Raw genomic sequence first — 21,087 nt, 5'->3', positions numbered from 1 at the left:
GTTCATATTTTTTGAATAAAATTCAGGCATAAAAAAACCGCCTGAAGGCGGTTTTCTCTGAGGAGGCTGGCGTTTCAGCGCTGGTTATCTCTGCTTCACAAAGACAGATTACCTTCAGACTTTATTCTTATAGTTGAAACTGATCTGTGAGCTTTGTTCGCGCGGCAACCGGCGCGCCTGGAGATAAACAGATTTCCAGTAAGGATTATTGAGTGACGAACGCATCACGCCCTGACTGACTGACGCATGCAGGAACTGCCGGTCAGTGTCATAAAAGCCTACGTGCAGCTCATGCCTGATGCGGAAAAACACCAGATCGCCTGGCTGCAGATGGGCCTGATCCACCGGCTTGCCCATCGCAATAAGTTCTCGTGTTGTCACGCGTTCCATCGGAATGTTAAAGCGGTCTTTCAGCGTACGCCAGACAAAGCCTGAGCAGTCAACGCCGGAGAGCTGCGTGCCTCCCCACTGGTATTTTGTCCCCTGCCAGGAGTGCATTTGATCGTGCAGTGCAGCAATAACCGGGATCAGATCGGGCTGTTTATCACCAGAAAGCGCAACTTCAGCACTGTCAGGCGGAGGCGCTTCATGATGTTTTTTCGCACATCCAGCCAGTGTAAACAGCAGCAGAGTAGTGATAAGAGTACGGCTTGCGGTGATAGTCATGGGTTGTTATTTCGCCCGGCTTATTGGTGAAAGATTTATACCGTAAAAAAGCAGTACAGTTAAACCCGCAGCGGGAAAATCCTCACTCTCTCCCCGTTATTTACCTTAATTTACAAAAAGGTAACATCATGTTTATACGTAGAAAAACAGGATAAAAAGCGATTTTGGCAGGTGCCGTGGGTCGCGCGTACTGAACGAGCTAATTTTAGCTGCTGTTTCAGGAAAGAGGAGCAGGGAAAAGAAAAATTTCAGGCAGTCATAAGAAGGGATAAAGAAGATGTCCCGGTTAACTCTGATAGCCAGCCGGGACCTGAGGATTACTCTTCAGCAGCAATAGCAGTCAGCGACTCAATTTGCTGCCAGAAATTCTCGGACAGGGACCGCACCAGCGGAACGGGTTCGCTGACGGCCTGTTCTATAGCGACAAGAAGTTGCTGTGTATCACTGTTGTTGTTTTTTAGAAGTGTTGTCATAACGCAATAACCTGGTGAAATGTATCAGCGGGTTATTGTAAGGATCTGGTACTAAAAATAAATAAACGGACCGCACAAATCTGCCGCTGATTTGAGGCTTTTGTGCGTTTTGCGCATAACTTCACAGGATGAAAACAGACCAGGTACATCAGTTTTACAGATTCAAAACAGAGCGGTAAAAAATAGCGTTTACACGTAACGTCTGCCGCTCGCCTGGGGCGGCGGCAGAACCAGAGCGCTTACTGCGGGATAATGTTTTCCGCTTTCAGACGATCAAACAGCTGAATGAAAGAGTCAACGGACGAACGATAACCGGTAAAACCGGCTTTGCGGCTTTTGCTCATGTCTGTAAACACTTCCATCGGACGACCAAGATCGGCATCGGTATGCCACCATGACGCCAGCTTACTGATATCCGTTTCCCGCAGCTGATAACGCGCGGCGATCTCCTGCCAGATTTCAGCCGCCTCCTGCATTCTCTCTTCCAGCGGCGACGTCTGAGCCGGTAATTCTGCAGGCTCAATACCAAAATAAGCTGCCAGCTGCGGCCACATCCAGTTCCAGCGGAAAACGTCGCCGTTAACTGCATTGAAGTCCTGATTCGCTGCGCCTTCTGCTGTAGCCGCCCAGACCAGCTGTTCAGCCAGCAAACCGGCATCCGTCACATCCACCAGGCCATTCCACTGCTCAGGCGAGCCGGGGAAGACAAACGGCCAGCCTTTTTCACGACACAGGGTGGCATAAACGGCCAGCGTCTGACCCATATTCATCGCATTACCGAGTGCAAAGCCAACGATGGTGTGCGGACGGTGCACGCTCCAGCGATAGTCATATTTTTCGGCACCGGCAAACAGCTCATCCTCCTGCGCATAGTAGAAGTTATCCACCGGCTGACGACCCTGCTCTTCACGAAACGGCGTAACCGGCACGGCACCTTTACCGTAGGCTTCAAAAGGCCCCAGATAGTGCTTAAGGCCGGTGACCAGCGCCACGTGGGCACCCTGCAGCCGTTCGCCCAGCGCCTCAATGACGTTGCGTACCATGCCGCCATTAACGCGGATATTCTCTTTTTCATTTTCCTGACGTGCCCAGACGCTGAAAAACAGCGCATCGGGTTTTTCCTGCGCCAGCGCATCGCGTACTGCATCGCTGTCAGTAAGATCGGCAGTGAGGCTACGACAACCGTCCGGTACGGCACCGCGTCCGCGTGACAACCCGGTAACGTCCCAGCCCTCTTTCTGCAGCTGTTCTGCCAGTGCACGTCCGATAACGCCGCTGATCCCTACGATGAGTGCGTGTTTTTTCATCATGATTCTCCCGTTAGTTTATTAATATTCAGCCTAATAGAGAAATCAGTTCTTATCTCTGGTAAAAATTCACTTCATTTCTGAATTGAGTTCATGAATAGATGCACGATCACCGCCTGAAAGATATCGTTCCCTTTGTTGCCAGCGTGGAATGCGGCAGCTTTGCTGCGGCAGCGCAGCGGCTGCATCTGACCGGTTCAGCGATCAGTAAAAGTGTGACCCGGCTTGAAACGCGTCTCGGTTCGCGGCTGCTGGAGCGCACCACGCGCAGTCTGAAATTAACCGATGCCGGCAGCGCCTACTATCAGACCTGTCTGCGGGTGATGGAGGAGCTGGCCGAAGCGGAATCGGTTCTTGCCGCGCAGCGGACAATCCCATCCGGACGCCTGCGACTGGCCCTGCCCAGCACCTATGGGCGGCTGGCGGTGATGCCGCTGCTGATCGCTTTTTGCCAGCAGCATGCGGAGGTAGAGCTAAACCTGACGTTTTCCGATCGTTTTATCGATCTTTTTGAGGAGGGGATCGATCTGGCCGTACGCATTGGCGGTTCACCGGATCTCCCTGCGTCGCTGGGCTATCGTCATCTTGGGCGCGAACGGATGGTATTTTGCGCGGCACCTGGCTATCTGGCACGCCACGGCTACCCCGCAACGGAAAGCGAGCTGCTGCTGCATCCGGCGGTGATGTATGAACGGGTTGATGGTACGACGAAACCCTGGCTGCTGACCACGGCAGAAGGACACGCTTACTGGCGTAATGTACCGCACCGCATGGCGCTGGGCGATGTTGACGCACAGGTGCAGGCCGTCTGCGCCGGACTCGGCGTGGCGCAGATGCCCTCCTGGCTGATCGCCGGGCCACTGCAGCGTGGCGAGCTCGAAATCATTCTGCCGCAGCAGCAGCCAGACGGCTTTGCGCTTTCACTGATCTGGCCGCGCCGCAAGCAGCTGTTACCGAAAGTTGATGCGCTGCTGACGGCGCTTGAACAGTTACCTATCCGTTAGCCACTCAGCGTGCATCCGAATGTGCAGTGGTCACAAATTTGATATCAGTTGGCGTGGCAATTTTTACCGCCTCGCCTTTCGCCTCCAGCTCGCCACTCTCTTCATCGAAAGAAAACAGCGAAATAGCGTTAGTGAAGACATTGGTCACGTACAGATAGCGACCGGTGGCGTCGAAAGATATCGCCCGGGGTTCAATGCCGCCTGCCGGGTAACGTACGGGCGCTTCCGGTTTGCCGTCACGACCAATCCGGAATACCAGCAGATGGTTGTGCGAACCGCGGTTGGACACAATCAGAAATTTTCCCTGCGGGCTAAGCATGATTGCGCCGCCGCTTCTCTGATCCGCCGTAGCGTTATCGGGCGCTATGTCCGTACTCGCGATGCGTTCCGGTTTCTCTCCCGTAAACCGCCAGGTTTCGATCACAGCCGCCATTTCTGCAATGACCCAGGCGTAGTGACCATCGGCTGAAAATACCATATGGCGCGGCCCGGCACCGGGTGAAAAGGTCATGTCGCGTGCCGGATCCGGCTGCAGCGGTGTGGCTGAATGCGCGTCGTAGCGATAAGCATAAAGCGTGTCACCTCCCAGATCAGCGGCATAAAGCGTTTTTCCATCCGGCGTAAACGTGACTGAGTGAGCATGTCCGCTCTCCTGACGCTCATCCACCACGCCGCTGCCTTCAGCAAACGGAAAGTGCTGCACCGGCGCACCCAGCGACCCATCCTGGTTCACCGGTAGTACGGCAATGCCCGCACCGCCTTTATCACCCGAATAGTTGGCGACCAGCAGATAGCGGCCATCGGGGCTGAGCGTGGCGTGTGTTGGCTCATCACCGTGGCTGGTTATCGTGTTGATCACTTTCACGGTGCCATCAGCCGCAACCGACAGTGCGGTTACGCTGCCCGCCTTCTCTTCGTTAGTGGTATACAGGAAGCGCCCGTCGGCAGACTTCACCAGCCATGAAGGACTCTTCATCTTTACCACGTCCAGCGGGGTAAGCGTTCCGTCACTGTTCATCTTCAGCCGGTACAGGCCTTCGCTCGGCTGTGCCGGTTTTTCAGCGGCTGGTGCATCAGGCACGCTGGTCCAGGTGCCCACCAGAGCAATTTGATTTTCGCTGTTTTGTGCCATTACATTTCCCCCAAAAGTAAAAAGAGCCAGTGACAGTGCTACTGAAAGGCGCGTCAATGCACCAGGCGTAGCGGATTTCAACGGTATAAGCATCGTTATGGTTATCCTGCAGTCCAGAGGTGTGATACAGCGTAGTCAGGAAACGGGCAATCTGGCAACGATCCTGCAAGCCGTCTATAGGAGTTAGTCAACAATCTGATTCTGCGATTAACACTGCCTGCCAGAGATGATTTAATAGCTTTTTCTCTGCCTGGGACGGATATATGTTGCCGTTTTCAAATGGATTTTTGCTTAGCCTCTCCTTATGCCTCGATATTGGTCTTGCCAATATCGCCATGCTGACCCTGGCGATGCAGCGCGGTTTTCTGCAGGGTTTCTGGCTGGGTGTCGGCACCTGCATCGGCGATTTGATCTATGCCCTGCTGGCGCTGGCGGGTATGGCTATGGTGCTGCAATTTGCGCCTGTGCGCTGGGCATTATGGATCGGCGGTGGCCTGTTATTAATCTGGTTTGCCGGGCGTATGCTTTATGCTGCGCTGATAAAGTCTGTTGCCATGCCGGCAGCTGAAGCCGCGCCCCCTCAGCCGCTGTCACGGGAATTCCGGCGCGGAGTAGTACTGGCGATGTCATCGCCAACCGCCATTCTCTGGTTTGCCAGCGTTGGCGGCGCGCTGATTGCGCGTATGGGTAACCAGAGTGCAGGCGCCACGACGGAATTCCTGAGCGGCTTCTTTATTGCAGGTTTACTCTGGAGCGGTGTGATCTGCCTGACAGGCGCGCTGGGCGGCAAAATGCTGGGTGGGAAGCTGCTGAGGCTCTCTTATCTCGCCTCAGCGCTGATTTTCTGCTATTTCGCGGTGTACGTTATCTGGTCAGGCTATCAGGAATTTATCCTGATGTGAGCAGGCCTGCCCCTTTACACGCCGGCAATCTGCCTGAGTTCGGTTTCCGCACCGGGCGCCACTGCCAGCACCTGCGCGCCTTTCAGCAGGCGGTCGCCTTCGGTATTGAACGGGTGATACCAGCCCCCCGCCTCTTTCACCAGGCAATACCCCGCCAGACAATCCCAGGCGTGCATATAGGGTTCAAAATAGCCTACCACCCGCCCTGCGGCGACCCATGCCAGCATCAGAGCGCCTGAGCCAATACGAATAAAGTTGCCGCCCGCCGCCAGCAGCGACGCAAGCAGCCTGCCAACCTCTTCCGGACTGACGTGGCTGTTGGCACCAAAACCGGTGACATGGTTTTGCAGGGTGCGCGCGGGATCAACCTGCAGTAACGTGCCATTCAGGGTTGCGCCTGCGCCGAGAGAGGCGGCATAACACTCCTCGTAAACCGGCGCATAAATAACGCCAACTACCGGTATTCCCTCATGCAGCACGGCCACTGATACGCACCAGTTAGGCATCCCGTTAAGAAACGGGCTGGTGCCATCGATAGGATCCACCACCCAGGTATAACCAGATGAGCCGGGCTGCAGGCCATACTCTTCTCCCAGGAAACCATCCTGCGGAAACCGGTGGCGGATCTGGTCGGCTATCAGCTGCTCAACTTCACGATCGGCACGGGACACCACATCCTGCAGATCATATTTTGTTTCCACCACCAGCGATTCACGCTGCCGGAACCATGCCAGCGCACTTTCGCCCCCCGCCCGCGCAACCTGTTCAGCCAGCTCCCGTCGCGCCTGTAGCGCACTGCTTGATGTCTCACTCATGACGCTTCCTCTTATCAGCCGGCAATCAGAGCCAGCCCCTGTGGTTTGAAATCGACGCCTACCCGTGCAGCCAGCGGCAGCTGCTGCTCCATCTGTGCATCGACGATAAACAAGGCGCCCAGCTCAGTGCTCACTTCATATTCAATATGGTCCCCCAGCCAGGTGCAGTGCGTGACTTCACCCGCCAGCGCGCCGGTGCCGTGTGAGCTGAGCGTAATAAACTGCGGGCGAACGGAGAGGCGGGCAGTACCGGCGCGTACGCCATTATCCGGCACGCGATAGCGCTGGTTTCCCAGCCGGATCAGTGCCTCACTGCCCGCTACCTGCTCGACTTCACACGGCAGGATATTGGCCTCCCCCATAAAATCGGCAATAAATTCTGAGGCCGGACAGCGGTAGAGCGTTTCCGGGGCGCCCTGCTGGGCAATGTCACCCTCTTTCATGACAATGATTTTATCGGAAACCGCCAGCGCTTCTTCCTGATCGTGCGTGACATAAACCGCTGTAAAGCCAAGCCGTTGCTGTAAATCGCGGATATCGGTTCGCACCCGGCGACGCAGCCGTTCATCCAGGTTAGAAAGCGGTTCATCCAGCAGCAGTACCTGTGGCTCCAGTACCAGTGCGCGCGCCACCGCAATGCGCTGCTGCTGACCGCCCGACAGCTCTGAAGGCAGACGCTGCCCCTGACTCTCCAGTCCCACCAGCTTCAGACCCTCACGCGCGCGATCCTGCGCCTCACGCTTCGCCATCCCGGACGACTGCAGCCCGTACATGATATTGTCCAGCGCACTCATATGGGGGAACAGCGCGTAACTTTGAAACACCATTGCAACGTCACGTTCATTGGCGGGGAGACGGGTAACATCTTTTCCGCCAATCAGGATCCGCCCGGAGGTAGGATGCTCCAGCCCGGCGAGCAGGCGCAGCGTGGTGGTTTTACCACAGCCGGAGGGGCCCAGCAGCGTCACCAGTGTACCCGGCTCTACGGTGAGCGAGAGATCCGGCAGCGCGTTAAAGCCGGCAAAGCGCTTAGTGACGTGTTCAAATACAACGGAACCTGCTTTGATGGCACTCATACAGCACTCTCCTGCGTTAAGGATGGGGTAATAGGTGGCGCGGCGACATCCACCGGGCGCGCTGCACGGCGCAGCCGGCGCTCACCCACCAGCCACTGGAACAGGCCGATAATCAGCAGCATGACAAAGATCAGTACGGTGGAGTACGCAATAGCCACGCCATACTCCCCGTTTTCCACCAGGCCCACGATGTAGGACGTCGCCATGTTGTACTGCGCGCTGACGAGGAAAATCACTGCACTGATGGAGGTGATAGCGCGCACGAAGGCGTAGACCAGCGCGGCGCTGATCGCCGGTTTCAGCAGCGGCAGGACCACTTTGCGCAGCGTGCGGAAGCTGCTGGCACCCAGCGTCAGTGATGCTTCATCCAGGCTTTTGTCGAGCTGGCTCATGGCGGCAATGCCGCCGCGCACGCCCACCGGCATATTACGGAAGACAAAACAGGCGATCAGGATCATGGCCGTACCGGTGATCTCCAGCGGCGGCAGGTTATAAGCCATGACATAGCTTACGCCGATAACCGTACCGGGAATGGCAAAGCTCAGCATGAGCAGAAACTCAAACGTCTGCCGGCCGGCGAACTTCTGGCGGACAATCAGCCAGGCGGTCAGCAGCCCGACGATAGCGGTGAGCGGCGCGGCGATCAGCGCAATTTCCAGCGTGGTCCAGAAGGAGTTCCACGCCACCCCGCTCCACAGCAGATGGCCATCGCTGATGCTGACGCGGAAAGCACGCACATAGTGCTCAACCGTCAGCGCACTGTTCAGGCCCCACGACTGCACGAAGCCTCCGACCAGAATCATGCCGTAGACCACCAGAGTAAAGAGGCCCCACGGGATCACCAGCCCATAGACGCCGCCGCGCAGCAGCGGCGGCAGCTGGCTGTGCTGACCGCCATCCCCTTTGCCGGTCACGGTGGCAAAGTTTTTACCGCCCAGCCACAGGCGCTGCAGCACAAAGGCGGCCAGCGTGAAGCAGAGCAGGATCATCGCCAGCACCGCCGCCCGGCTCGGATCGTTCTGCGCCCCCACGACCGAAAAGAAAATTTCTGTCGAGAGCACGCCGTGGCTGCCGCCCAGCACCATCGGGTTGCCGAAATCGGCCATGCTCTCGATAAAGCTGATCAGAAAGGCGTTTGCCAGGCCTGGCGCCATCAGCGGCAGCGAAACGCGGCTGAAGGTGCGCCAGCGATCGGCACGCAGCGTCTGCGACGCCTCTTCCAGCGAGGGGCTGACGCCTTCGGCCACGCCAATCAGCACCAGAAAGGCGATCGGCGTAAAGGAGAGCACCTGCGCGATCCAGATCCCGGTCAGGCCGTAGAGCCAGCGCCCTGGCTCTATGCCAAACAGCGCGGCCAGATGTTCCGTTACCACACCCGAACGACCAAACAGCAGGATCAGCGCCAGTCCGATCACAAACGGCGGCGTGATGATCGGCAGAATGGTCAGCATACGCAGCGCTTTTTTACAGGGCAGCGGGGTACGCGTGGCGGCGAGCGCAAAAGCGAGGCCCAGCAGCGTGGAGCCGGTCGCCGTCATCAGCGCCAGCCAGAGCGTGCGCCAGGCTGTCCCGCAGCTGCCGCCTGCCAGACAGGAGAGGCTCCAGATCGAGGGATCCTGCAGGTTAGCTAACAGGCCATCGGGTTGAAAGCTGCCGTCAACGTCCTGTACGGAGACCACAAACATACTCAGCACCGGATAAAGCACAAATACGCTGACCAGCGCGGTGATCAGCACCAGCGCCGCCACGACAAACGCATCCCCTCTCAGCACGCCGCGCTCCGCCAGCGCAAAGGCGAAAAGCAGCAGAAAGGTGGTCAGCAGTAGAATTGCGCCTGCTCCCATTGCAGGCTGCCCCTGTTCCAGCGTACCAAACTGGTTCTCCAGCCACAGCCAGCTCCAGCCGCTGTAGCCAATGGCATGGCCCTCAATCACCAGAAACAGTACGCCCAGTGCGCTGAAAAGCAGCAGCAGCGCGCTGCGCTGTCTGCCCGGCAGCAGGCCGCTCAAACCGCACAGCAGCCAGAGTGCCAGCGCTCCCCCCAGCCACGGATGTGCCCCGAGCTGCCACAGCGCCGGGGCGCTGGCCTCATCGCGCCAGAGCGACAGGATCCAGCCGGTATCAAAAAAACCCGCTTCCAGGCTGTACCAGGGCAGCAGCGTCAGCGCTACGGCACCCAATAGCAGTGCGCCTGTCAGACGACGATTATGTGCATTCATATAACACCTCGAACGGGAGGGATCGGGCTGATGCAATCGGCACCAGCCCGGGATGTCTGTCTGCAGACGTGGATTTACTGCGCGCCAGAGCCGATCTCTTTATCCCAGCGACCAAGCAGCGCTTTACGTTTGGCCGTATCGCCATAGGTTTTGAAGTCATAATCGATCAGTTTGATGTTCTCAAAACGTGGCGCATATTCTGAGATTTCCGCTTTACGGTTAGAGGGCAGCTGGAATGATTTCGCCTCTTTCATATGCGACTGCGCTTCCGCGCTGAGCGCCCAGTCATACCAGACTTTGGCATTCGCCAGATTGCGTGCGCCTTTCACAATTGACATCGAGCCAATTTCGTAGCCGGTGCCTTCACACGGCGCGACGGTTTTTATCGGGAATCCATCAACCTGCATGGCGACTGCATCGTGCATAAACACAATGCCGACCGTCGCTTCACCTCGTGCCGCGGCTTTCACCGGTGCCGAACCCGACTTGGTATATTGTGAGATATTGGCATTGAGCTTTTTCAGATAATCAAAGGCCTTATCCTCACCCATGATCTGCACCAGCGTGGCCAGCGTGTTATATGCCGTGCCGGATGAATTCGGGTTGGCGATCTGAATTTCGCCTTTAAACGCCGGATCAAGCAGGTCGGCCCAGCAGGTGGGTTCTTTCAGTTTTTTCTCTGCCAGCAATTTCGTGTTGTATCCCCAGCCCAGCGCGCCCGCATAAATCCCCACGGTGCGATAACCGGCATTTTCCGCCTGTTTCTGCGCCCACGGCTGCTGCTGATCGAGCAGCTTTGATTTGTAGACCTGCGTCAGCCCTTCTGCCGCCGCCTGCATATGTGGATCGCCGGTGCCGGCCCACCAGATATCGGTACGCGGGTTACGTGCTTCGCTGCGCAGCCGGGCATAAGCCTCTCCGGCTGACAGCCGCACCATGCTGACTTTGATATCGGGATGACTCTGGCTGAAAATACGCGTCATCTGCTCGCATACCACGACATCTGCTGAACAGATCATATTCAGGTTGCCCGCTGCTGAGGCGGTAAGCGGCAGGCCGGCCGCTGAGAGTGAAAGCGCAACGGCCAGGGGGATGATTCGCATAGTTGTCTCCTGTCGGGAAGAGGTGTGCTGATTCATTGTTATTTGCACGTGTGTGCAAATTAGTAACGGACAGAAAATAAGCTGTCAAACGCTGTAAGCTGCAATTGACTGCCTGTGTCACAAAATTGCAACATTTGAGTTCAGAGATAATTTGCACACCTTTGCAATTTGCGGCAGACTCCATTAAGCGACGGGAGTTGAGGAAGTGATAATGCAAAACGATAAAGCGGTTGTCAGCGCGCAGGATGTGGCAGCGCGGGCAGGTGTCTCACGGTCGGCGGTATCGCGTGCTTTTACCCCGGGTGCCAGCGTCTCTGCAGCAACGCGGGCCCGGGTGATGAAAGCCGCGGAGGAACTGGGCTATCACGTGAATCATCTGGCTCGCGGTCTGGTGCGTAACCGCAGCGGCATTGTCTGTCTGATCGTCTCAGAGATCGCCACGCCTTATCGCGCTACGCTGGTGAGATGGCTGACGCAGTTTCTGCAGGAGGCGGGCAAAGTGGCGATGGTGATCAACACCGATCGCTCCGACAACAGCGTGTCGGCAGCGCTGCTGCAGGCGATTAATTTTCGCGCCGACGCATCCATTATCCTGTCAGGCATGCCGGATCGTGCCATCACTGCCCAGTGCTACCGGCACGGACAGCGCATCATTCTGATTAACCGCGATGAAGCGCTGCCAGGCTCGCTCAGCATTCATCTGGACGCGCAAAGTGCTGCTGAAACCGCCGTTATGGCCTTTCAGCGCGCGGGCTGCCGCCACCTTGCATTCGCTAACTCACTGGCGGGCACGCCCAGCCTGCAGAAACGTGAAGCGGCGTTTCTGGCCGTTGCGGAGGCCGCTGGCCTGCACGTTACCGTGGAGAGGTTTGGTACTACTTCTTACGAAAGCGGACAGATTCTGGCGCATCGTCTGCTGACGCGCGCGCAGCGGCCCGATGCAATATTCTGCGTGACCGATCTTATCGCCTGCGGTGTGATGGATGAAGCGCGTCACCGTTTCCGGCTGCGGGTGCCGGACGATCTCTGCCTGTTCGGTTATGACAACATCGCGCAGGCGGGCTGGGCATCCTATAACCTGACGACCTTTGCACAGCCGGTAGAAAAGTTTGCCCGTGACGCCGTGGCCTGGCTTAGCGCCACGGAATCGGGCGAGAACGACGCATCCGGCGCTGATGAACAGCCGCCTGCGTCGCGTCTTTATCAGGCAGAAGTGATCTGGCGAGGCTCGGTGCGCGGCGGATGATATCGTGTCAGGCGCGCCGATCACTCATGCAGCACCAGCCCTTTAATCGCTTTATCCACCGCTTTTTTCGGACCATACAGCGCAAGGCCAACCAGATTCATCTCTTCCGCATTTTCTGCCAGAAACACCTCGCGGTTAGCCGCGTCGTTTCCGGTAGAAAACATCGCTTCCACGTAGGGTATCAGCGTCAGTTCACGCTCCAGCCCCTGGCGATGCGCACGCTGCAGACCAGAGAGATTGCCGGAAAACACGCGCATCGGTTGTCCGGCGATCCGGCCATAGTGACGCCCCTGCGCATCGATATAGGGTTCTCCCAGCATCTCAGGCGCACCTGCAGCCAGGCCGGTCGCGATAAACGCTACCACGTTCAGACGCTGCCAGATGGCTAAATCATCGCGTACGATCAGGGCAATTTTGGTATCAGACATAGAACACAGCTCTCTTTCAGACGGAAAAGGCTATCATTCCTGACGTGGCGGGGCGCCGTATAGAAGATTTGTGCACGCGCGCTGATACGTTGCCGGCGTCATATGCCAGGCGCGCCGAAACCAGCGGCCAAGATGGCTCTGATCGGCAAACCCGGTCCGGGCGGCAACCTCCACCGGCGCGATGCCCTGCGCCAGCAGCGCACGCGCTGCACGCAGCCGCAGGCGCACCAGATAAGCGTGCGGCGACTGACCAAATGCCTGCCGAAACTGACGCGTCAGGCGAAAACGATCGAGCCCGGCAAGACGCGAGAGTTCGTCGAGTCCGATATCCTGTGCCATAAAGTCATGCAGATAATCACGCAGCAGCAGCATCTGACGCTGTGCCGCCGTCTCAGGCCGGTCCGGGCGCACTTCAAGATGCCGGGACAGAAGGTTCATCAGCTGATCCAGCGTCTGATCGCGCGCCAGACGCCCTTCGCGCTGGTGAAGGGCATACCACGCCTCTTCCGTGGCGCGGGCAAGCTGCACGTCATCGGTCAGCGTATGCCGGAATGCACCGCCCATCCGGGCAATATCCCCCTGCCCGCGCTGCTGCATCATGTCAGCCACCCACGGCTGTGGCAGATAAAGCATGACATAAGTAAAACCCGCAGCCTCCGGCGCGTGGCCATCATGCACTGCGCCCGGCTCAATAAGTATGACGCGGCCGGGCGTACTGGTATGCAAGGCACGGCGGCAGTTAAAGCGCTGCAGGCCCTGCCGGGTTACCCCGACCAGCAGCTCATCGTGATCGTGTGCATCGTAAGCGTGCCCGCTAAAATGGGCATTGATAATCTCAATGCCGGTTTCCTGGTCGCGCCGCAGCTCAACCCAATCTTTACTGTCTGACATAGTCTGGTCCATTCCTGCAGCGCCTGAGATCATCTGACAACAGCGTGCGGATAAAATCAGGCGGCCGCAAGCGCAGTGAGCCACGCTATCAGCGCCCGGGCGTCGGGCTGCTGCAGCGTACGCTGCGGCCAGACAAGGTAGTAAGGTTTACTGAGCGGCAGGCCGTAGCTGTCTGCGATAACCAGATCGCCCCGGGCCAGCTCAGCGGCAATCAGGCGTCGTTGTCCCAGCAGCAGCCCGGCGCCAGCCACCGCAGCATCTATCGCCAGCGAAGTCAGGTTAAAGGTAAAAGCGGGCTGCGGCACGGGTTCGCCAGTGCCGCGCGCCTGCAGCCAGCTTCGCCAGTCCGGCAGAAAGCGCCCCTCATTACCCCAGTCGAGATGGATCAGCGGTGCCTGGTTAAATAACCGATCGCGCGGGTAGCGCTGCAGCAGTGCCGGGCTGGCTACCGGCAGCACTTCATCATGAAACAGGCGCTGTTTCTCCAGCTGCGGATAGCGATCCTCGCCGAACACGATGGCGAAATCAGCCGGCGTGGCGCTGAAATCGACCTGCGCATGGGTGCCATGCAGGCAGAGATCGCTCGCAGGGCAGCGCTCCCGCCAGTGATTCAGCTGCGGCATCAGCCACTTTGATGCCAGCGCCGGCAGCGTGTAGAGGGTCAGCGCGGGTCGGATGGCGGCCTGACGCAGATTGAGTTGACCCATGCGCAGGATATCAAACGCTTCTGAGACGTAGCGCAGATAGGCTCTGCCACTTTCTGTCAGCATGACACCGCTTTGCGTACGCACAAACAGGGCATGTCCCAGCAGCGCCTCCAGCTGGCGGATCTGCTGGCTGATCGCCGCCGGCGTCAGCGCCAGGTGCGCGGCTGCTTTTGCAAGACTGCCCAGCTCCGCAGCAGCTTTGAACGCGAGAATAAGGTTGATTTTTGGCAGACGCGAAGCACTGACGGACATTAACGTTTCCTTAGCAGGGCAGTAATGATTTATCGCTACGCATTCCCGCCGCAGCATCGTAGAGTTTTCAGCATACTGTTGCTACCGGGAAACGCACTATGTCTGAATTAATACGTTTTGACCTGCATCCGCTGGCGGACGCTGACTGGCGCGCGCAGTGTCGCGCACAGCTGGAACAACACGGCGCACTGGTACTGCGGCAGTTTCTGCAGCCGGCAGCGCTGCAGGCCATCATTACAGAAGGTAACGCACAGCGCCATCTTGCCTGGCATACGCGCAGCAACCATAACGTCTATCTGCTGAAAACAGACGAGACATTAAGCGCAGATCATCCCCGTAACCGCGATGTTATCAGCACCAAAGGCTGTATTACTGATGAGGCGATCGCTCACGACTCACCGCTGCGTCAGCTGTACAACGACACGCTGTTTAAGCAGTTTCTCTGTGAAGTGCTGAACGAGAGCGCCCTCTATCCTTATGCCGATCCGCTCTCGTCAATCAACCTGCACTATGCCGCACAGGGGCAGGAGCTGGGCTGGCATTTCGACAACTCCTCCTTTGCCATTACTCTGCTGCTGCAGAAGCCGCAGGCGGGCGGTCTGTTTCAGTACGTGCGCGATCTGCGCGATGCTGACGCAGGCGAGATGAACTACGACGGCGTCGCCGCGGTGCTGGATCAAACCCACACACCTGATGCGCTGGCGATTGACGCGGGCGATCTGGTGCTGTTTCGCGGACGCAATTCGCTTCATCGCGTGACGCCGACCGAAGGTGATATCACCCGCATGCTGGCGGTACTGGCGTATAATACGCAGCCGGGGATCGCGCTGTCAGAGACCGCCCGCCTGACGTTTTATGGTCGTCTGTGACAGCAGCGCCTGCCAGCCGCGCCGGAAAATTTGCTGCGTACGGAAGGCCGTCAGCGCGCGCCAGTCGCTATCCTGTGGCCAGAACCCCTCAACCAGCTGCTGTTTGAGGGCCTGCCCGGCCGCGCTTTGCACATCACCCTGTAAGTGCAGCCAGTGATCGTCCCGCACCCGCCGGTGCATCTCTTCACCCGCATAAGTGCCACACTCGACGACCAGCGGCAGTATGGCCCCGTCCGGCAGCTGATCCAGCAGAAACTGCGACACGTAACCGGTCGCGGTTGCCGTCACGCCGGTGTCGCTCTCCTGCCCGCTGCCGGTGCCGATTAGCGTCAGCCACTCACCATACAGTTCGCGTCCCCAGGCATGCGCAGGAACCCGCTGCTGCGCAATGCCCAGCAGCATCGGATGTCCCCAGGCCCCGGCGCCGGTATGCAGATCAAAGCTCAGGATCTGTTCTGCCTGCCGCAGATGGCTGTCCACAATCTTCTGCAGCGTCTGCTGCGACCAGGTGGCGTGCTGTCCGCCATAGAAGAGGCCATCGGCGTGCTGATACTGTCCGGCCTCTACCACCCGCTTGATCGCCGGCCAGCCGTCGCGCTGCAGCGCGGCAGCCAGCAGCCGATCCGCTTCTGCCCGTTCACCGTGATAGAACGCGTGATAGCGTGCATAGTCAGCGTTATCCGGCCCCGGCGCGCTGAACGTAATGAAATTGCGGTTCAGGTCGATATTGTCTTCATTCACGCGCCGCAGATGCGCCGCTCCCCACGGGTTCAGCAGGTGTACCAGCATCACGGCACACTCTGCCGGTAAGCGGGCAGCATCGAGGCTGTTCAGCCACTCAATCTGATTATCTGACCCGTAATACCCCTCTACGCCATGCGTGCCGGAGATAACCAGCATGACGCGCGGGGCGTGCGGATTGCCGATGACGGCAAGATCGGTAAACAGTGCCTCACCGGCCGGACCGGTTAACGGATGTTGCCAGGTGTGCACCACGCCCTTTTTCTGCTCAACGGCAGCAAGAAACCGGGCGCGCTGTGCACGGTAATCGGTCAGGTTATGCATAATCCTCCAGCGGGCAGATAGCGGGTTCACTGATATCGGTCAGGGATAGACTTTATATTTGAAATATTTCTGCGCCAGGCGGTCATATGTGCCGTTACGGTGCAGCTCTGCCAGAGCCGTGTTAATCAGCTTACGATTTACCTCGTCATCCTTACGCAGCCCGATCCCCACGCCATTCCCCAGCACCGCTTTATCCGTCAGGGTCACTTTATTCACATATTTCTTCCCTTCTGCGGTATTCAGAAAGCCCTGATCGGCAGATACCGCATTGGCCAGCGTACCATCCAGTCGCCCGGCAACCAGATCGGGGTAAATTTCCATCTGGTTAGGATAGGAAACCACGCTGACGCCTTTGGGTGCCCAGTAAGTCTGTGCGTAGGTTTCCTGAATAGTCCCCTGCGCCACGCCGATGTTTTTACCGCGCAGCGTGGCGATGTCATCCGTCAGCGCGCTGTCAGCCGGGGTGATGAGCGCGCTGGGCGTAACATAGAGCATATCGCTGAACGCAACCTGCTCGCGTCGTTTCTCTGTCATCGACATCGCCGATAAAATCGCGTCAAACTTCTTCGCCTGCAGCGCCGGAATAGAGCCATCAAAGCCAATCTGTACCCATTTGCAGGTCACTTTGGCCTGGGCGCAAATGGCGTTACCGAGATCGATGTCAAACCCCTGCAGCGATCCATCGCTGGCTTTGGATTCAAAAGGTGGAAAAGTAGGATCGACGCCAAAGCGCAGCGTCTGTTGCGCTGCGGCTGACTGAATAGCGCAATATGAGAGCAGCAGAGCCAGTGAAATTCGCTTGTACATAATTCTCTCCGGAAGGCTGAAAGCACAGAGATCAGTCATATCATGACCCGCCGGGTTCGGCCATAGCCGCAGACCAGATTTGCAGAGCAAATTCTTATAATAGTTAGGGGGTTAGCGAAAATTACGACGGCCATCAGATTAACTTAAGGCGGCGGGTGACGTTTTCCTGACTGAAACCCGGCACGAAGCGGCCGCTCCGTGCCGGGTGAATCACGTTATCAGAAACCGCTAAGCACCAGCTTGCCGCGCGCGCGTCCGCTTTCGATCAGCGCATGCGCTTTACGCAGGCTGGCAGCATTAATGGTGCCGAGGTGTTCACCGGCGGTGGTCTTCAGCGTGCCCTCATCAATCAGCTGGCTGATACGCTGCAGAATCTCATGCTGCCGCTGCATATCCGGCGTTTCAAACAGCGAACGCGTAAACATCAGTTCCCAGTGTAATGAGATCGCCTTGCGCTTAAGCGGCATGGCATCCAGCGTCTCCGGATCGTCAATCAGCGCCAGCTTGCCCTGCGGCGCCAGCACTTCAATCAGCTGCGTATAGTAGCTGTCAGTGTGCGTCAGCGACGCAACATATTTGACCGTGTCGATGCCGAGTGCGCGCAGTTGCTCCGCCAGCGGCTGATGATGATTGATGACATGATGTGCGCCCTGCTGCTGCACCCACGCTTCGGTTTCCGGACGTGATGCCGTGCCGATAATCGTCAGACCGGTGAGCTTGCGTGCCAGCTGAGTAAGGATAGAACCGACGCCTCCGCCTGCGCCCACGATCAGCAGCGCCGCGTTCTCATCCGCCTGCACCTCAAGGCGATCAAACAGCAGCTCCCACGCGGTCAGTGACGTCAGCGGCAGCGCAGCCGCATCGGCATCGCTCAGCGAGCGCGGTTTATGGCCGGCAATGCGCTCATCCACCAGACCATACTCTGCGTAGCTGCCGGCCCGACTGATATCGCCGGCATAAAACACCTCATCACCCGGCCGGAACAGCGTAACCGCTTCACCCACTGCTTCTACCACGCCAACGGCATCCCAGCCCAGAATACGCGGCTGCTCAGTGGCGGCACCTTTACGTACTTTGGTATCGACCGGATTCACCGCAATGGCATTGATTTTGACCAGCAGATCACGGGCGCCGGGCCGGGGTTTGGCAACCTCAGCGTCATACAGCGCATTTTCATCCGAAATGGGTAAGCCGTTCTGACTATAAACAATGGCTTTCATGCCTTATCTCCATGGTGATTGACAGGTTTTTTGTGTACCCATCAAGCATAGCGGGCAATAGCACATGGAAAAATCAACGTTGCAGGGGAAGACTTTCACTCGTAGAGTGAAAATCCAGTTCATCAGGTAAAAACGTTATGGTTCGCCTCGAAGATATTACGCTGTTTGTCCGATCGGCTGCGCTGGGCAGCTTCTCCCGTGCCGCGCGCGAAGCAAACCTGCTGCCGGGTCAGGTCAGCGCAGCTATTCAGCGGCTGGAGCGCGATCTCGATCGCCGCCTGTTTGCGCGCTCAACGCGCAGTCTGCGCCTGACCGCCGAGGGTGAACGCTATCTGCCTTTTGCACAGGAGATGCTGGCGCTGATGCAGGCAGGTGCAGAGAGTCTGCAGCGTCATGACGACGAACTGCGCGGTGAACTGAAAATTGCGATGCCATCTGATATCGGGCGGCATATTCTGCTGCCCTTGCTGACCCGTTTCTGCCGTCAGCATACCGGATTACAGCTGCGCCTTTCACTCTCCGATCAGGTCAGTAACGTCTTCCGCGATCCGGTAGATATTGCTATCCGCTACGGCAAATTAGAGGAGAGCAGCTACGTTGCGCTGCCGCTGGCTGAAAATAACCGCCGGGTACTGGTCGCGTCACCCGATTATCTCAACGAACATGGCCGGCCGGCCGCGTTGACCGACCTGACCCGCCATCACTGTCTGCCGTTTATGATGGGAGGCCACGTGTATGACAAATGGAGCTTCCCGCAGGGCGATGGCACGCAGCTCATCACGGTAAAAAGCCGCCTTCTGTGCGATGACGCTGAAGTCGCACGCCGCTGGGCGCTGGCGGGGATGGGTATCGCCTATAAATCCTGGCTGGATGTGGCTGAAGATGTGCGCCTGGGGAGGCTGGAGTGGATTCTGCCTGAAGTAACGGGCGAGCCGACCCCGCTGCACCTGATCTGTCCGCACCGCCGGCAGTTCTCGCCGGCGATCCGCGCTCTTCATCATTACTTACGTCAGCATCTGCAAAACAGCATCGCGATGCCGGGTAAAAATTAACAATCAGCCTGGTTTTTAACCGCAGGGCTCTGCTTATTAGCGCCAGCACTTCTGATAATCGGGTTCGGATTGCTCTCTATTCTCTGCTGCATGTATGCCATAAATTGCATCCTGACAGCCTTTTCCGGGTGTGTAACCCGGGCATCCCTCAGGTTTAGCCTGGCCTGGCATGGTATTCTTATTCTGAATAGGTAATAGTAAGTGACAGTACATATTTGTCAGGCCAACTATTCAGGATGGGTAATGTCTTATTCCAGATCCCGGTCGCGCAGGCCGCTTACGCACATTGTGTTTTTTATTGTCGTCATCAATGTCATTGATGTCATTCATGCGCTGCTGAGCTGATGTCAGACAGCCACCTGAATAGTGCAGAGTGTCGCGTGATGGAGCGGTGCTGCTGCACCGCACTTTCTCAGGAGTTATCGGGAGGCGTACTGCTTTCGCTGAACTGCGGACGCTGACGGGTCACCGAATAAACCACATGTTTCGGGTTAGTCGCATCCGTGGTTATATCAACCCCGGGAATAGTGACTTTGCCAAAACCAAACAGCGTCTGGACGTAGCCGCCAATTTCATGCTTGCCTGCCGCAACGCGGATCTCTTTATTCTCACCTTTTTTCAGCATACCTGCGTCCTGACCGTCAACGGTGACATACACTGCCGATCCGTCATCAGTGCGCGTAACCAGGTGCGAAACGTTAATCACCGTGGGGCCGCTGGCAAAGGGCGTGTCGGTGTTGCTGTTCTCAATCGGCGCGGCAGCACTTACTTCTGCTGGCGTGCTGCTGGCAGCCTCACCGGAATGATGACGGGCGCAGCCGGTAAGCAGCAAGGCAGCGGCTAAAGAAGCCAGTGTAAAACGTGAAAACATTGTGACGAACACCCCTTAACAAAATGAGAAGCGTTTAGTTTAGCGTGGCTTCTCATGTGATAACAGTCACAGGATTCCAGTATTTTCCGAAAAATTGCCTGCCTCCGGGATGCTATTTGCCGCCAGGATAGCCAGGTCTGTATAGCCCCGCTCCGCCAGCTCGCTGGCCGCCTGCGCAGCGCGCAGGCCGCTGGCGCAAACCAGCACAATGCGCCGTCCGGCGGGGGGCTGCCAGGCAGACAGGTCTGCCGGTAAAATGCGTTCAGCCTGGCTGGCCACGCTGGCGGGCGCTTCATCCCGGCTGCGTAGTTCGACGACACAATCTGCCGGAGTAAGCAGCGAGCGATCGATAAAGGGTACGCCCGGTACAGCAGGTTCCTGCGCTTCATCAAAGCGAAACGCACGAAAGTGCCAGTTCACAAAATCGCAGTTAACCATCAATCCCAGCGGTGACGGCCGCAGCTCAAGCAGTACCGTCAGGGCCATCTGCGCCTGCATGGCACCCAGCACGGCCACAGCCGGTCCCATCACGCCTGCCGTGCTACAGCTGGCGGCCGTACGCGGCAGCCGGGGAAACAGCGCCCGGTAGCTGGGAGCACCACCGCAAAATCCGCCCGCATAGCCCTGCCGGCCCAGCACTGAAGCGCTGATAAACGGCGTACCGGCCGCATAGCAGGCGTCTGAAAGTTGCCAGGTCACGGCAAAATTATCGGCCGCGTCGATGACCAGCGTGCAGCCAGCGATAGCCTGCGCGATGTTACTTGCCGTCAGCGCCTGCGCGCAGGTTTCGATATTGACCTCCGGATTACGCTGCGCCAGCGCCTGACGCGCACTGAGCACTTTTGACTGCCCGATATCCTGCTGCGTAAACAGCGTCTGGCGATGCAGATTATGCAGCGCCACGTCATCGGCATCATAAATACGCAGCGTTCCCACACCTGCTCCCGCCAGCTGCGGCAGAAGCGTTGCGCTCAGCCCCCCC

General features: G+C 57.8%; 21 protein-coding genes. 5 read left to right on the top strand and 16 right to left on the bottom strand.

The genetic code is table 11. The annotated features are described in order from the left end of the window. Positions 1 to 114: 114 nt before the first annotated feature. From B3041_RS01370 to B3041_RS01360, 3 genes are all read right to left on the bottom strand, one after another. Complete coding sequence (locus B3041_RS01370; protein WP_292968645.1) at positions 115 to 666, bottom strand: C40 family peptidase; 552 nt, start codon at positions 664 to 666, stop codon at positions 115 to 117. A gap of 317 nt (positions 667 to 983) precedes the next feature. Continuing rightward, entirely contained in the window at positions 984 to 1,139 is a 156-nt protein-coding gene (locus B3041_RS01365) for a hypothetical protein (RefSeq protein ID WP_167350646.1), read from the bottom strand. Positions 1,140 to 1,378: 239 nt separating this feature from the next. Beyond that, positions 1,379 to 2,446 (bottom strand): SDR family oxidoreductase, encoded by a 1,068-nt coding sequence (locus B3041_RS01360; protein ID WP_292969223.1) that lies wholly within the window; start codon positions 2,444 to 2,446, stop codon positions 1,379 to 1,381. 101 nt (positions 2,447 to 2,547) lie between these two features. Here B3041_RS01360 and B3041_RS01355 point away from each other — a divergent pair, with 101 nt between their 5' ends. After that, entirely contained in the window at positions 2,548 to 3,450 is a 903-nt protein-coding gene (locus B3041_RS01355; RefSeq protein WP_065647451.1) for a LysR family transcriptional regulator, read from the top strand. A gap of 4 nt (positions 3,451 to 3,454) precedes the next feature. On the opposite strand, the gene B3041_RS01350 is transcribed toward B3041_RS01355, so the two are convergent. After that, positions 3,455 to 4,582, bottom strand: a complete 1,128-nt coding sequence (locus B3041_RS01350) for a lactonase family protein (protein ID WP_292968644.1) — start codon at positions 4,580 to 4,582, stop codon at positions 3,455 to 3,457. A 263-nt stretch (positions 4,583 to 4,845) separates the two neighbouring features. Here B3041_RS01350 and B3041_RS01345 point away from each other — a divergent pair, with 263 nt between their 5' ends. Continuing rightward, the gene (locus B3041_RS01345; protein WP_065647453.1) at positions 4,846 to 5,484 is read left to right on the top strand and encodes a LysE family translocator; all 639 of its coding nucleotides are present in this window, start codon (positions 4,846 to 4,848) and stop codon (positions 5,482 to 5,484) included. 14 nt (positions 5,485 to 5,498) lie between these two features. On the opposite strand, the gene B3041_RS01340 is transcribed toward B3041_RS01345, so the two are convergent. The 4 genes from B3041_RS01340 to B3041_RS01325 all read right to left on the bottom strand — a co-directional run bounded on the left by B3041_RS01340 (position 5,499) and on the right by B3041_RS01325 (position 10,697). Then, positions 5,499 to 6,299: an inositol monophosphatase family protein gene (locus tag B3041_RS01340; protein WP_065647454.1), complete on the bottom strand. Its 801-nt coding sequence runs from the start codon at positions 6,297 to 6,299 to the stop codon at positions 5,499 to 5,501. A 14-nt stretch (positions 6,300 to 6,313) separates the two neighbouring features. Beyond that, entirely contained in the window at positions 6,314 to 7,375 is a 1,062-nt protein-coding gene (locus B3041_RS01335; RefSeq protein WP_292968643.1) for an ABC transporter ATP-binding protein, read from the bottom strand. Continuing rightward, positions 7,372 to 9,594, bottom strand: a complete 2,223-nt coding sequence (locus B3041_RS01330; protein WP_292968642.1) for an ABC transporter permease — start codon at positions 9,592 to 9,594, stop codon at positions 7,372 to 7,374. Before B3041_RS01330 ends, B3041_RS01335 begins: the two co-directional genes overlap by 4 nt. Before the next feature lie 74 nt (positions 9,595 to 9,668). Next, entirely contained in the window at positions 9,669 to 10,697 is a 1,029-nt protein-coding gene (locus B3041_RS01325; RefSeq protein ID WP_065647457.1) for an ABC transporter substrate-binding protein, read from the bottom strand. A 211-nt stretch (positions 10,698 to 10,908) separates the two neighbouring features. Here B3041_RS01325 and B3041_RS01320 point away from each other — a divergent pair, with 211 nt between their 5' ends. Further along, positions 10,909 to 11,943 (top strand): LacI family DNA-binding transcriptional regulator, encoded by a 1,035-nt coding sequence (locus B3041_RS01320; protein WP_065647458.1) that lies wholly within the window; start codon positions 10,909 to 10,911, stop codon positions 11,941 to 11,943. A 20-nt stretch (positions 11,944 to 11,963) separates the two neighbouring features. Here the strand turns inward: B3041_RS01320 and B3041_RS01315 are convergent, their stop codons facing one another. Genes B3041_RS01315 through B3041_RS01305 form a run of 3 tightly spaced genes read right to left on the bottom strand, consistent with a single transcriptional unit; the run spans position 11,964 to position 14,221 of the window. Next, the gene (locus B3041_RS01315) at positions 11,964 to 12,371 is read right to left on the bottom strand and encodes a DUF2000 domain-containing protein (protein WP_292968641.1); all 408 of its coding nucleotides are present in this window, start codon (positions 12,369 to 12,371) and stop codon (positions 11,964 to 11,966) included. Between the two features lie 33 nt (positions 12,372 to 12,404). After that, on the bottom strand, positions 12,405 to 13,262 hold the full coding sequence (locus B3041_RS01310; protein WP_292968640.1) for an AraC family transcriptional regulator: 858 nt from the start codon (positions 13,260 to 13,262) through the stop codon (positions 12,405 to 12,407). Positions 13,263 to 13,318: 56 nt separating this feature from the next. Then, positions 13,319 to 14,221, bottom strand: a complete 903-nt coding sequence (locus B3041_RS01305; RefSeq protein ID WP_292968639.1) for a LysR substrate-binding domain-containing protein — start codon at positions 14,219 to 14,221, stop codon at positions 13,319 to 13,321. 98 nt (positions 14,222 to 14,319) lie between these two features. On the opposite strand from B3041_RS01305, the gene B3041_RS01300 reads away from it, so the two are divergent. Continuing rightward, positions 14,320 to 15,090, top strand: coding sequence for a HalD/BesD family halogenase (locus tag B3041_RS01300; RefSeq protein ID WP_065647462.1), 771 nt, complete (start codon positions 14,320 to 14,322; stop codon positions 15,088 to 15,090). Here the strand turns inward: B3041_RS01300 and B3041_RS01295 are convergent. The 3 genes from B3041_RS01295 to B3041_RS01285 form a co-directional block, all read right to left on the bottom strand. Beyond that, entirely contained in the window at positions 15,052 to 16,155 is a 1,104-nt protein-coding gene (locus B3041_RS01295) for a DUF2817 domain-containing protein (protein WP_292968638.1), read from the bottom strand. The genes B3041_RS01300 and B3041_RS01295 overlap by 39 nt on opposite strands. Positions 16,156 to 16,194: 39 nt before the next feature. Continuing rightward, on the bottom strand, positions 16,195 to 16,962 hold the full coding sequence (locus B3041_RS01290) for a transporter substrate-binding domain-containing protein (protein ID WP_065647464.1): 768 nt from the start codon (positions 16,960 to 16,962) through the stop codon (positions 16,195 to 16,197). A 218-nt stretch (positions 16,963 to 17,180) separates the two neighbouring features. Beyond that, positions 17,181 to 18,182: a zinc-binding alcohol dehydrogenase family protein gene (locus tag B3041_RS01285; RefSeq protein ID WP_065647465.1), complete on the bottom strand. Its 1,002-nt coding sequence runs from the start codon at positions 18,180 to 18,182 to the stop codon at positions 17,181 to 17,183. 137 nt (positions 18,183 to 18,319) lie between these two features. Between B3041_RS01285 and B3041_RS01280 the strand changes: the two genes are divergently transcribed. Further along, entirely contained in the window at positions 18,320 to 19,234 is a 915-nt protein-coding gene (locus B3041_RS01280; protein WP_065647466.1) for a LysR family transcriptional regulator, read from the top strand. A 412-nt stretch (positions 19,235 to 19,646) separates the two neighbouring features. On the opposite strand, the gene B3041_RS01275 is transcribed toward B3041_RS01280, so the two are convergent. Next, the gene (locus B3041_RS01275) at positions 19,647 to 20,105 is read right to left on the bottom strand and encodes a hypothetical protein (protein WP_065647467.1); all 459 of its coding nucleotides are present in this window, start codon (positions 20,103 to 20,105) and stop codon (positions 19,647 to 19,649) included. A 66-nt stretch (positions 20,106 to 20,171) separates the two neighbouring features. Further along, the coding region (locus B3041_RS01270; protein ID WP_292968637.1) for a HesA/MoeB/ThiF family protein at positions 20,172 to 21,087 on the bottom strand (916 nt) is incomplete at its 5' end.

It is taken from the genome of Pantoea sp. UBA4549, from assembly GCF_002387285.1.
Classification (GTDB): Bacteria; Pseudomonadota; Gammaproteobacteria; order Enterobacterales; family Enterobacteriaceae; genus Pantoea; species Pantoea borealis.
Note: the sequence above shows the minus strand (reverse complement) of the source record. Positions and strands in the feature narration are given on the sequence as shown.